The organism is Actinospineispora acaciae DSM 45401, assembly GCF_000620785.1.
Taxonomy (GTDB): Bacteria; Actinomycetota; Actinomycetes; order Mycobacteriales; family Pseudonocardiaceae; genus Pseudonocardia; species Pseudonocardia acaciae.
The window spans coordinates 1,626,712-1,639,417 of record NZ_JIAI01000001.1 but is presented as its reverse complement, the minus strand read 5'-3'; the positions used below and the strand labels follow the sequence as shown (position 1 = coordinate 1,639,417).

The 12,706-nt window shown below is 71.9% G+C and carries 11 protein-coding genes; all 11 read left to right on the top strand.

Annotated elements, in window-relative coordinates:
• Window positions 1-1,002 carry a proline racemase family protein gene (locus N912_RS0107895; RefSeq protein ID WP_028922017.1) on the top strand — a complete coding sequence of 334 codons (1,002 nt, stop codon included), beginning with the start codon at window positions 1-3 and terminating at the stop codon, window positions 1,000-1,002.
• Window positions 1,003-1,045: 43 nt separating this feature from the next.
• Window positions 1,046-2,212: a branched-chain amino acid ABC transporter substrate-binding protein gene (locus tag N912_RS0107890; protein WP_028922016.1), complete on the top strand. Its 1,167-nt coding sequence runs from the start codon at window positions 1,046-1,048 to the stop codon at window positions 2,210-2,212.
• On the top strand, window positions 2,209-3,105 hold the full coding sequence (locus N912_RS0107885; protein WP_156993249.1) for a branched-chain amino acid ABC transporter permease: 897 nt from the start codon (window positions 2,209-2,211) through the stop codon (window positions 3,103-3,105). Before N912_RS0107890 ends, N912_RS0107885 begins: the two co-directional genes overlap by 4 nt.
• Window positions 3,105-5,030 carry a branched-chain amino acid ABC transporter ATP-binding protein/permease gene (locus tag N912_RS65615; RefSeq protein WP_084210749.1) on the top strand — a complete coding sequence of 642 codons (1,926 nt, stop codon included), beginning with the start codon at window positions 3,105-3,107 and terminating at the stop codon, window positions 5,028-5,030. The genes N912_RS0107885 and N912_RS65615 overlap by 1 nt, the downstream gene beginning before the upstream one ends.
• Window positions 5,027-5,743 (top strand): ABC transporter ATP-binding protein, encoded by a 717-nt coding sequence (locus N912_RS0107870; protein ID WP_028922014.1) that lies wholly within the window; start codon window positions 5,027-5,029, stop codon window positions 5,741-5,743. Before N912_RS65615 ends, N912_RS0107870 begins: the two co-directional genes overlap by 4 nt.
• A gap of 20 nt (window positions 5,744-5,763) precedes the next feature.
• Window positions 5,764-6,798, top strand: a complete 1,035-nt coding sequence (locus N912_RS0107865) for a proline racemase family protein (protein ID WP_037062974.1) — start codon at window positions 5,764-5,766, stop codon at window positions 6,796-6,798.
• Between the two features lie 9 nt (window positions 6,799-6,807).
• Window positions 6,808-7,521, top strand: coding sequence for a GntR family transcriptional regulator (locus N912_RS0107860; protein WP_028922012.1), 714 nt, complete (start codon window positions 6,808-6,810; stop codon window positions 7,519-7,521).
• 48 nt (window positions 7,522-7,569) lie between these two features.
• Window positions 7,570-8,829, top strand: a complete 1,260-nt coding sequence (locus N912_RS0107855; RefSeq protein ID WP_028922011.1) for an aconitase X — start codon at window positions 7,570-7,572, stop codon at window positions 8,827-8,829.
• The gene (locus N912_RS0107850; protein WP_028922010.1) at window positions 8,819-9,247 is read left to right on the top strand and encodes an aconitase X swivel domain-containing protein; all 429 of its coding nucleotides are present in this window, start codon (window positions 8,819-8,821) and stop codon (window positions 9,245-9,247) included. The genes N912_RS0107855 and N912_RS0107850 overlap by 11 nt, the downstream gene beginning before the upstream one ends.
• 85 nt (window positions 9,248-9,332) lie before the next feature.
• Complete coding sequence (locus tag N912_RS0107845) at window positions 9,333-10,337, top strand: TerC family protein (protein WP_028922009.1); 1,005 nt, start codon at window positions 9,333-9,335, stop codon at window positions 10,335-10,337.
• A gap of 205 nt (window positions 10,338-10,542) precedes the next feature.
• Window positions 10,543-12,693, top strand: a complete 2,151-nt coding sequence (locus tag N912_RS60030; protein WP_156993247.1) for an NACHT domain-containing protein — start codon at window positions 10,543-10,545, stop codon at window positions 12,691-12,693.
• Window positions 12,694-12,706: the final 13 nt, after the last annotated feature.

Here is a 12,706-nt window from a genome sequence, read left to right as displayed (position 1 = left end):
ATGCGCAGCACAGTCGTCTACCACGCCGTCGACTCCCACACCGAGGGCATGCCGACCCGCGTCATCACCGGCGGCGTCGGCGTCCTGCCCGGGGCGACGATGTTCGAGCGCCGCCAGCGGTTCGTCGCCGAGCGCGACGACCTGCGCACGCTGCTGATGTACGAGCCGCGCGGGCACTCCGCGATGTCCGGCGCGATCCTGCAGCCGCCGACCCGGCCGGACGCCGACTTCGGGGTGCTCTACATCGAGGTCTCCGGGTGCCTGCCGATGTGCGGGCACGGCACCATCGGCGTGGCCACCGTCCTGGTCGAGACCGGCATGGTCGAGGTCGTCGAGCCGGAGACGGTGATCCGGCTGGACGTGCCGGCCGGGCTGGTCACCGCCCGGGTGCGGGTGCGCGACGGGCACGCCGAGTCGGTCACCCTGGACAACGTCGCGTCCTACTGCCACGCCCTCGACCAGGTCGTGGACGTCGAAGGGCACGGGCCGGCGCGCTACGACATCGCCTACGGCGGGAACTTCTACGCCATCGTCAAGCTCGACGATCTCGGCATCCCGTTCGACCGCGCGGAGAAGCAACGGATGCTGGACGCCGGGCTCGCGATCATGGACGCGATCAACAAGCAGAACCCGGTCGCGCACCCGGAGAACCCCGAGATCGACGTCTGCCACCACGTCTACCTGGAGGCACCCGGGTCGACGGCCGAGCGCTCCCGGCACGCCATGGCCATCCACCCCGGGTGGTTCGACAGGTCGCCGTGCGGCACCGGCACCAGCGCCCGGATGGCGCAGCTTCACGCACGGGGCCTGCTGCCGGTCGGACAGGACTTCGTGAACGAGTCGCTGATCGGCTCGCGCTTCATCGGCCGCATCCGCGACGAGACGACGGTGGGGGACCGGCCGGGCATTCTGCCGTCCATCACCGGTAGGGCCTGGATTACCGGCACCGCGCAGTACATGCTCGACCCGTCCGACCCCTTCCCCGCGGGGTTCCAGCTCTGAGACGCTTCCGCGTCGATCGACACACACACCATGGAGTGACCCTATGAGCATCATGCGCCACAGTGCTGTGGCGGCGGCCGCCCTGCTGCTCGGGCTCGGCCTGACCGCCTGTGGAGGCAACCTCACGTCCGGAGGGTCCGGAGGCGGCGGCGGGTCCGCCGCCGGCGGCACCATCAACCTCGGCATGCTCACCCCGCTGACCGGAAGCTCGTCGGCGATCGGCCCGAACATGCGCGGCGGCGCGCAGCTCGCGGTCGACGAGATCAACGCCCAGGGGGGCGTGAACGGCCGCAAGCTCGCGCTCACCGTCGAGGACGAGGCGTGCGACCCGAAGACCGCAGCCGCCGGCGCCGCGAAGCTGGTCAGTGCCGGGATCAACATCGCCGTCAGCGGCTACTGCTCGTCGGCGACGCTGCCCACGCTGAGCATCTTCAACAAGGCCAACATCCCGATGATCATCCCGGCGGCGAACTCGGCGGACCTGGTCGCGCAGAAGCTGCCGAACGTGTTCCTGCTCAACGGCACCGGCATCCAGCAGGCGGCGGCCGCTGCGAAGTTCATCAAGGCGCAGGGCAGCACGTCCGTCGCGCTGCTCGACGACAACACCTCGTACTCCACCGACATCACCAAGCGGACGGCCGACGACCTCAAGCCGCTGGGCGTCAACGTCGCCACCCAGCAGTCGGTGACCGCGGGCGAGTCCGACTACTCCGGCGCGGTCAACGCGGTGATGGGCTCCAAGGCGGACTTCGTCTACTGGACGGGCTACTACCAGGAGGGCGGGCTGCTCATCAAGCAGCTCAAGGCCGCCGGCTACCAGGGCAAGTTCATGGTCGCGGACGGCTCGGTGGACCCCAAGCTGATCCAGATCGCCGGTGAGCCGACCGCCCAGGGCGTGTTCGCGACGATGACCCAGACGCCGGCCACCATCTCCGGCGGCGAGGCCTGGATCAAGAACTACCAGGCGAAGATCGGCACCGCCCCCGGCCCGTACTCCACCCAGGCCTACGACGCGGTGCGGGTCGCCGCCGAGGCGGTCAAGATGGCCGGGTCCACCGACGGCCAGGCGGTGACCAAGGCGCTGGAGCAGATCAACGGCTTCAAGATCTTCTCCGGCTCGCTGAAGTTCACCCCCGAGCACACCCTGAGCGAGGGCGGGTTCGACATCCTGGTCGTGCGGGGCAACGACTTCGCGCTCAACAAGTCATGAACCTGACCCAGCTGGTGTTCGACGGCCTGTTCGTCGGGTCGTTCTACGCCCTGGTCGCGCTCGGCTACTCGATGGTCTACGGGATCATCAAGCTGCTGAACTTCGCCCACGGGGACATCTACATGCTGGGTGCGTTCGCCGGCTTCACGGTGCTGAGCGTGGCGGCCGGCGCGCTCGGCGGCGGGTTCCTGGCGCTGATCGCCGTCATGATCATCGCGATGATCGCTACCGGGTTGCTCGGTGTCGTCCTGGAGCGGGTGGCCTACCGCCCGCTCCGGGGCGCGCCCCGGCTGTCCGTGCTCATCACCGCGGTCGGCGCGAGCTTCGCGCTGGAGTACGGCATCGCCGTCGGGTTCGGGCCGAACCCGGAGGTGTACCCGATCGGCGTCGGTGGCGGGGCGCTGAGCGTCGCCGGCGGGCGGATCACCTACCCGCAGCTGGCGATGATGGCGATCGCGGTCGCGCTCATGGTCGCGCTGGACACCCTGGTGCAGCGGACCCGCTCCGGGCGGGCGATGCGCGCGATCTCGCAGGACCCGAAGGCGTGCCTGCTCATGGGCATCAACGTGGACAGCGTCATCTCCCGGACGTTCTTCATCGGGTCCGCGCTGGCCGGCGCGGCGGGCGTGATGGCCGGCGCGTACTACGGGAAGATCGACTTCTTGATGGGCTTCATCATCGGGCTCAAGGCGTTCACCGCGGCGGTGATCGGCGGGATCGGGAACCTGCGCGGTGCCGTGCTCGGCGCGATCGTGCTGGGGCTGCTGGAGTCGTTCGGGGTGGCGTTCCTGGGCAGCCAGTGGCGTGACGTGTTCGCGTTCGGCTTCCTCATTCTGTTCCTGACCCTGCGGCCGACCGGGCTGTTGGGCGAGCGCGTCACGGAGCGGGTGTGATGGGCGAGAAGCGGCTCGGCGAGGAGGCCTCTGCGTTCGTCCGGGCGGTGGAGGAGCGCGGGCAGGCGAACGTGGCGCTGGCCGGGAAGGGGGTCGGGGGCCCGGCGGCGCGGGTGTCCGGGGCGGTGTCGGGCGTGCTGGCCAGCCCGTGGCTGGGGCTGGCGGTGGCGGTGCTCGCGGTGGGGCTGCCGTTCGTCAACTCGTCCACGTACGTCATCCAGATCGCCACCGACGCGCTGATCTTCGTGATGCTCGCGGTCGGGCTGAACGTCGTGGTCGGCTACTGCGGGCTGTTGGACCTCGGGTACGCGGCGTTCTTCGCGATCGGCGCGTACACCTCGGCGGTGCTGGCCACGAAGTTCGGCTGGCCGGTGATCGCGACGGTGCCGGTGGTGGTGGTCGCGGCGGTGGCCGGCGGGCTGATCATCGGCGGGCCGACGCTGCGGCTGCGCAGCGACTACCTGGCGATCGTGACGCTCGGGTTCGGCGAGATCATCCGGATCACCGCGAACAACCTGGACTTCACCGGCGGGCCGAACGGGCTGTTCGGCATCCCGGACTTCGGCGACTTCGGGCTGCGTCCGAACATCGCGGTGTACTGGGTGTGCGCGGTGGTCGTCTGTGTCGCGGTGCTGTTCTCCAGCCGGCTCGGGCGCGGGCGGCTGGGGCGGGCGTGGCGGTTCGTGCGCGAGGACGAGGACGCCGCCGAGGCGATGGGCATCCACACGTACAAGGTCAAGTTCGCGGCGTACATCGCGGGGGCGGTGTTCGGGGGGATCGCGGGCGTGCTCTTCGCCGTGCACCAGACCGCGATCTCGCCGCCGAGCTTCAACTTCCTGTGGTCGGCGCTGATCCTGATGGCCGTCGTGCTCGGTGGGATGGGCTCGACGCCGGGTGTCGTCGTCGGCGCGCTGGTGATCTCCCTGCTGCCCGAGCTGCTGCGCGGCGCGGACAACTGGCGCTACCTGGTGTTCGGCGTGCTCCTGATCGTCATCATGGTGTTCCGTCCGCGCGGGTTGTTGCCGGCGCGGATGGGGGAGCCGAAGCGGCGCCCGTCGACAGGTGTCCCGGACAGCGCGGCCGTGGCGGACAAGCCGGGGCGGCCCGTCGCGGGCACCGTGCTGTTGGACGTCCAGGACATGGCCGTCTCGTTCGGCGGCGTCCATGCGGTGGACGGCCTGAGCTTCGCCGTCCACGAGGGTGAGGTGCTGTCCGTGATCGGCCCGAACGGCGCCGGCAAGACCAGTGCGTTCAACTGCATCACCGGGTTCTACAAGCCGTCCGGGGGCGCGGTGAGGTTCGCCGGCGCCGACGTCACCGGCAAGCGGCCCGCCGTCATCGCGGCCGGCGGGATCGCGCGGACGTTCCAGAACCTGCGGCTGTTCGGCGACCTCACGGTGCTGGACAACGTGCGGGCCGGGATGCACGTGCGGATCAGGGAGAACTTCCTGGACGCGATGCTGCACACGCCGCGCTACCGCCGCGCCGAGGACGCCGCCACCGCCGAGGCGAACCGGTGGCTCGACTTCGTGGGCATGGAGCACGACCGCACCACCCCGACCCGCAACCTGCCCTACGGCGAGCAGCGGCGGGTGGAGATCGCCAGGGCGCTGGCCCGCGAGCCCCGGATGCTGCTGCTCGACGAGCCGGCCGCCGGGCTCAACCACGGCGAGAAGGCACGGCTGCTCGACCTGCTGCGGCGCATCGCCGACCTCGGGATCGCGGTGGTCCTGATCGAGCACGACATGGGCCTGGTGATGGAGGTGTCCGAGCGGATCGTCGTGCTCAGCTACGGCAGGAAGATCGCCGACGGCACCCCGGCGGAGATCCGGTCCGACCCGGCCGTGATCGAGGCCTACCTCGGCGCCGAGGACGAGGACGCGCACCTGGAGGCGGAGCGGATCGCGGCGGAGGGGCGGCGATGAGCACCGTCCTGGAGGTCAGCGGCCTGCGGGTCGGCTACGGCAACGTCGAGGCCCTGCGGGGGCTCGACCTCACGGTCGGCGAGAACGAGATCGTCGCGCTGCTCGGCAACAACGGCGCCGGCAAGTCGACGACCGTCTCCACCATCTCCGGGGTGGTGCGCGCCCGCGCCGGTTCGATCACCGCCTACGGCGAGGACATCACCACCGCGACGCCGTGGTCGATCGTGGAACGCGGGATCGTGCACGTCCCCGAGGGCCGGCGGATCTTCTCCCGGCTGACCGTGCACGAGAACCTGCAGCTCGGCGGCTACACGGTGCGCGACGGCGGCGCGTCCATCGAGAAGCGGATCGACCGGGTCTACGAGCTGTTCGACCGGCTGGCCGAGCGGCGCGGCCAGCAGGGCGGCACGCTGTCCGGCGGCGAGCAGCAGATGCTGGCCATCGGCAGGGCGATGGTGGCCGAGCCGAGGCTGATCATGCTGGACGAGCCGACCATGGGCCTGGCGCCGCTGGTCGTGGCCCAGGTCATGGGCGCCATCGTCTCGATCAACCGGTCGGGCACGTCGGTGCTGCTCATCGAGCAGAACGCGCGCGCCGCCCTCAAGATCGCCCATCGCGGCTACGTCATCGACTCCGGGCGGGTGACGGTCGCCGGGGCGGCCGGCGAGCTGCGCGCAGACCCGCACGTCGTCGAGGCGTACCTGGGGGCATGAGACCAGTGAGGTGGGATCGCATGAGGCCGATCGAGACGATCGACTGGCACACGGGGGGCGAACCGTTCCGGATCGTGCCGGACGGCCCTGCGGCGGTGACGGCGGCCGGGTTGACCGTCGCGGAACGCCGGATGGTGGCCGTCCAGAACGAGGACGTCCAGTGGCTGCGGGCGCTGCTGTGCAGCGAGCCGCGCGGGCACGCTGACATGTACGGCGGGTTCCTGGTGCCCCCGGACGACGACGGGGCGCACCTCGGCGTTTTGTTCTGGCACAAAGACGGGTTCTCCACCGCGTGCGGGCACGGCACGATCGCGCTCGGGGCGTGGGCGGTCGCGTCGGGCCGGGTGCCGGCGCCGGACGACGGGGTCACGGACGTGGTGATCGACGTCCCGTCCGGGCGGGTCGCGGCGCGGGTGCGGACGGTCGGGGGGCTCGTCGAGGACGTGACGTTCACGAACGTGGCCAGCTACGTGCACGCCCGCGACGTCAAGGTCGCGACCTCGCGCGGGCCGGTCACCGTGGACGTCGCGTTCGGCGGCGCGATGTTCGCCGTGCTGCCGGCGGGGGACGTCGGCCTGCGGGTGGAGCCGGACGACGTCACCGAGCTGATCGCGGTCGGCCGGGAGATCCGCAACGCGCTCAACGCCGCCGGCGCCGCCGAGCACCCGACCGACCCCCGGCTGTCCGGGATCTACGGCACGATCCTCACCGAGGAGGTCAACCCGCCGACCACCCGCGAGGACGGCACCCGGCGGCTGCACCAGCGCAACATCACCGTGTTCTCCGACGGCGAGGTCGACCGGTCGCCGTGCGGATCGGGTACCTCGGCCCGGCTCGCGCTGCTCGCCGCCGGCGGCGAGCTGGGCCCGGGCGACGAGCTGCGCCACGAGTCGGTGGTGGGCTCGGTGTTCCGGGCGTGGATCGCCGAACCGGCCACCGCGCACGGACACCCGGCGGTCATCCCGGCGATGACGGGCACCGCGTACGCGGTCGGAACCAGCCGGTTTACCGTCGACCCGCGCGACGACCTCGTCCCGGGGTTCGTGCTGCGATAAGGGGGAAGCGTGAGTTCGGATGTGTCGCTCGGGGTGCCGGGCGTTCACAAGCAGAACAGCCTGCGCCACCAGGTGACCCAGTCGCTGCGGTCGCTGCTGATCTCGGGGCGGCTCAAGGTGGGGGAGATCTACTCCGCGCCGGCGCTCGCGTCCGAGTTCGGCGTGTCCGCGACCCCGGTCCGGGAGGCGATGCTCGACCTGGTGCGGGAGGGCCTGGTCGAGACCGTCCGGAACAAGGGGTTCCGGGTCATCGAGGCCAACGACGCCGAGCTGGACGCCATGGCCGAGCTGCGCGGCCTGATCGAGATCCCGACCATGGCGGCGGTCGCCCGCGACTGCGTCGGCGAGGTCGCCGAGGCGGTCGAGGCGCTGCGGCCGCTGGCCGAGGAGATCGTCGAGGCGGCCGCGGCCAAGGACCTGGGCCGCTACATCACCCTCGACACGGAGTACCACCTGTCGTTCCTGGCGCTGCACGGCAACGACTGCCTGGTCGACGTCGTGCGCACCCTGCGCGGGCGGGCGCGCCTGTACGGGCTGATGGTCCTCGCCGAGGAGGGCACCCTGAGCCAGAACGCCACCGAACACCTGGAGATCCTGGATGCGGCGCTGGCCAGGGATCCCGAGGCGATGACCCGGATCATGACCACCCACATCGGTCACGTGCGCGAGCTGTGGGCCGGGCGGAGCGAGACCCCAGCGCGACCCGCACCGGACAACAAGTAATCAGCCGATGAGCGCTCCTTCAGCCCCGCCGGCGAGTGAGGCGACATCATGGTGACCCCGCGCCTCACCGAGCACGAGCGGGCGATGCTCGACGGTGCGGACGGCCCGGCGGTACGGCTCGCGATGCGCGTCGTCGCCTCCCTGGCGCGGGCCCGCGGCGCCGACCGGCTGGTCGAGATCGTCCACGCGCACATCGACTCGTGCCTCTACCACGGGCCGGTCGGGCTGGACTTCGTGCACCGCCTGCGCGAGCTGGGCGGGCGGGTGCGGGTGCCCACCACGCTGAACGTCGGCGCCCTCGACCTGCTGCATCCGTCGGCGGTGGGCGAGGACCCCGAGGTGCCCGAGCTGCACACCGACGGCCGGGAGCTGATGACCGCGTACGCGGACCTGGGCGCGCGGCCCACCTACACCTGCGCGCCCTACCAGCGCGAGGCCCGCCCCGGCCTGGGTGAGCACGTGGCCTGGGCCGAGTCCAACGCCATCGCGTTCGCCAACTCCGTGCTGGGCGCGCGCACCGACCGCTACGGCGACTTCCTGGACATCTGCGCGGCACTGACCGCCCGCGCCCCCTACGCCGGCCTGCACCGCGACGAGGAGCGCGCGGCCCGGCTGGTGCTCGACTGCACCGGTGTGCCCGGGCTCGATGACGAGCTGACCGCCGTCGGGATCGGCGCGCTGCTCGGGCGGGTGGCCGGCGCGGACGTCGCGGCCGTCGTCGGGCTGCCGGACTCGCTGGCCGAGGAGCGGCTCAAGGCGCTGTGCGCGGTGGCCGCCTCGACCGGGTCGGTGGCGCTCGTGCACGTGGTCGGCCGAACCCCCGAGGCGCCCACCCTCGACGCCGCCCTGCACGGCCGCCGCCCGGACCGGGTGATCACGGTGACCGGCCGGGACGTCGCGCGCGAGCTGGCCAGGCTGTCCACCGTCTCCGCCGGCCCGGTCGACGCGGTGTGCGTCGGTACCCCACACGCCAGCCTCCCCGAGCTGGGTGAGCTGGCCCGGCTCGCCGCCGGCGGCCCGGCGGTCCGTGCCGGTGTCCGGGCCGTGGTCAACACCTCGCGGGGCACCCTCGCGCTGGCCGACGAGGCCGGCATCGTGACCGCCCTGCGCGCCTCGGGCTGGACCGTGCTCACCGACACCTGCTCGTACATCGCGCCCGTCCTGCCGCGCGGCACCCGCACGGTCGCCACGAACTCCGGCAAGTGGGCGGCGTACGCGCCGGCGAACCTCGGCGTCGACGTCGTGCTCACCACGACCGCCGGCTGCGTCGAGGCGTCCCGCACGGGGCTGGTGGGTCATGGCGGCTGAGCGTCTGCGCGCGGTCGGCCAGGTGGCGGGCACCGCCGAGGCCGAGGTCGTGCGCCTGGCCGAGCCGGTGTCGTTCTGGGGCGGCGTCGGTCGCGACGGCACCATCAGCGACGTCCGGCACCCGGACCGAGGTGTCGGCCTGGCCGGGCGGGTGCTGGTGACGACCTCCGGGCGGGGCTCGTCGTCCTCGTCGTCGGTGCTCGCCGAGCTGATCCACGCCGGCGTGGGCCCCCGCGCGATCGTCACCAGCACGCCGGACGCGATCCTGGTCCTCGGCGCGCTGGTCCCCGCGCTGCTCTACGGCGAAGACGTCCCGGTCGTCGTGCTGGCGCCGGAGGATCTCGACCGGCTGGTCACCGGGTCGCGGGCGCGGGTCGTCGCGACGGAGCGGGAGGCGTGGGTCGACATCCTCACCTGAACGGCTGTGATATCGATCGGAGGACGCCGGCGGAACGCGTCGGGAGCAGCGCTCGTTGCTGAGAAAACGGCGGCGGGAGGATCGGGTGCTCGAGATCGGCTGGTTGACCTGGGCGGCGACCGTCGGCCTCGTGGTGGCGCTGCTCGCCGTCGACTTCGCCTACGCCGCCGCGCGGCCGCACCGGGTGGGGTTCCGGGAGGCGGTGCTGTGGTCGGTCTTCTACATCGCGGTGGCCGTCGCCTTCGGCGTCTGGTTCGCGTTCGCGCACGGCGCCGACGCGGGCACGCAGTACTTCGCGGGCTACATCGTCGAGAAGAGCCTCTCGGTCGACAACCTGTTCGTCTTCGTGATCATCATGACCACGTTCGCGGTGCCGGAGGAGTACCGCCAGAAGGTGCTGACCTTCGGCATCATCCTCGCCCTGGTCATGCGGACGATCTTCATCGTGGTGGGCGCCGCGCTGCTGTCGCTGTTCTCGTTCATGTTCCTGCTGTTCGGGATCCTGCTGGTCTACACGGGTGTGCAGCTGTTCCGCCACCGCGACGAGGACCCGGACGTCGAGAACAACGTGGTGGTTCGCACCGCGCGCCGCGCGCTTCCGGTGACCGAGGACTACGTCGGCGGGCGCATCGTCACCAAGGTCGACGGCCGGCGCATGGTCACCCCGCTGCTGGTGGTGCTGGTCGCGATCGGCGGGGTGGACCTGCTGTTCGCGCTCGACTCCATCCCGGCCGTGTTCGGCGTGACCGAGGAGGCGTTCATCGTGTTCGCGGCCAACGCGTTCGCGCTGCTGGGCCTGCGCGCGCTGTTCTTCCTGGTGCAGGGCCTGCTGGATCGCCTGGTCTACCTCTCGACCGGGCTCGCGGTGATCCTGGTGTTCATCGGCGTGAAGCTGGGGCTGCACTGGGCACACGTGGACGTGAGCCCCTCGGTGCCGGAGATCTCCACGCCGGTGAGCCTGAGCGTCATCATCGGCGTGCTGGTGATCGTCACCGTCGCCAGCCTGATCAAGACGAAGCTCGACCCCACCCGCACCGCGCACCCCGGCTCGCTGCGCGGCTCGCAACGGCGTAAGGACGCCAACCGCTGATCACCGCTCGGTGTGCCTGGCCCTGGCGATGAGCGGGAAGAACAGCGTCTGTTGCACCTCGCCGAGGCGGACCTCGCGCTTGTCGGACACGACGACAATTGCAGCAGCCGTGGCGGTGTACCCCTACGCGGCCAGGCGCGAGATCATGGCAACATCCCGTTGTCCCCCTCGTCCCTGCCGTCGCTCGGGGAGTTGATGCGTCCCGATGCCTGGTCTCAGCGACCCTCGGCGCTGGCCGGTCGTGGTTGCCGTGGTCGCCGTGTTCGCACTGGCGGGAGGCGCGGGATGGCTGATCTTCGTATGGTCCACGGCGGAGAAGGGCGCCGCCGAGGCGGATCCACAGGCCTCGGTGCTGGGGGTGGTGCTGGCCTCGGTGGTCGCCGCCTCGGGGGTGTTGGCGTGGGCGGTGCGGCGGAGGGGGCGCGCATCGCTCCCCGCGACCGCGGACCAGGTCGACCAGGCGACCGCGACCCTCGCCGGCTTGGTCCGCGAGCAGTGGCAGGAAGAGGCCAACGCCCGCGCGCTCGGCGACCCGGAGCCGATGCCGGTGCGCTGGCGCCTGACCGCCCCGGGCCTGATGGACCACCCCGCCGTGGTCACTCGCGGCGGCGAGGAGGTGAGCTTCGCCGGGAGATCGGACCGGATCGGCGAGCTCGCCGACCGGTTCCGCGCGCTGCCCCGGCGCCGACTGGTGATCACCGGTCCCGCCGGTAGCGGGAAGACCACGCTCGCGTTGCAGTTGCTGCTCGCGCTGCTCCCACCGGCCGGGCAGCCGCCGGACGGCCCGGTGCCGGTGATGCTGTCGCTGGACGACTGGGCTCCGGACCGGCAGCCACGCGTGCGCGACTGGCTGATCGAGCGGCTGGAGCGGACCTATCCCGCGCTGCGCGCGATCGCCCCCGACGCGGCCGCCGCGCTGGTCACCCAGGGCAGGGTGCTGCCCGTCCTCGACGGCCTCGACGAGGTCGTCCCGGTGCGGCGCGCGGAGATCATCACCGCCCTGAACGCGTCACTGGACGGCGACGGCGGCGTGATCCTGACCAGCCGCCGCGCCGAGTACCGCGACGCGGTCGCCGATGCGGGCGACGTGCTCACCGGCTCCGCCGCGATCGCCCCACTGGGCCTCACCGGCAAGGAGGCCGCCGCCTTCCTGCGCAATCACCTGCCGCCCGGGCACGGCGGTCGGGAGTGGGACGCCGTTCTCGACGCCCTCGAAACGGGCGGCCCGGGGCCGCTCGCGTCGGTCACGGCCAGCCCGCTGGGGCTGTGGCTGGTTCGCACCGTCTATGTCGACTCCGGCCGCCCGCCCGGCCCGCTCACCGACGGGAGCGTCCCCGACTCGGCGGCCCTGCGCGCCCACCTTCTCGACGAGCTCATCCCGGCCGTCGTGCGCGGCCGGCCCCCGCTGCCGCGTCGGCGGCCCACGTCACCGGACGCCCCGTTGCGCCCTCGGCGCGGGCACCGACCCGAGGACCTGCGCCGTTGGCTCACGACCATTGCCGAGCAGCTGGCCGCGACCGAGCGCGGGCCTCGGGGCTCGGAATGGCGATGGTGGGAACTCTACGAACACACCTTCCCCACCCGACGGTCGTTCTTGATCTTCGATGTGCTGGGGTTGCTGGCGTACCTGCTGGTTGTTGCCCTGGTGGGCGTGGTCGCGGCGTCCGGGTCGTTGGCCGCGCTGACCGTGGGCGTCCTGCTGATCGGGCCGTGGATCTGGCTCAGGCCAACGCTGAGTCCGGCACGCGCCGATCCACGGTTGGCGGGACGGGTTGGTGAGGTCGTCAAGCAGTTGGTGAACGGGGTGCTGCTCGGGTCCGTGCTGGGGCTCGGTGTGGTGTGGTTCGGCGGGACCGGGCCGGTCGAGGGACTCGTGACCGGGCTCGTACTCGGATCGCTGGCCGGGCTGAGCAACGGGCTGGCCGATGTTCTCGGCGGTAGGCATCTCGCCGAACATTCGGCGTCACCCACGCGCAGCTTCCGTCGTGACCTCAGGCACGGCGTGACCAGCGGGGCGATGCTCGGCCTGGCGGTGGGGCTGACCGTCGCGCTGGCGCCCGTGTCCTCGCCCGGGCTCTCGGTTGAGCCGCGCGGCCTGTTGGTCGGGCTGTTGGCCGGGTTGACGATCGGGGCGGCGAAGATCGCCAGCGGCGCGTCGTTCGCCTTCCTCTTCGCGGCGCTGTGGCACACCGTCCACCGGCGGCTCCCGGTGCCCTGGCGGCTGATGGCCGTCCTGGAGGACTGCCACCGCCTCGGGCTGCTGCGTACCGTCGGGCCCGTGTACCAGTTCCGGCACGCCGAGCTGCAGGACCACCTCGCGCCGCCGCTGGCGATGCGGGAGAGGACACCTGCCTGAGTCGATCGGAACC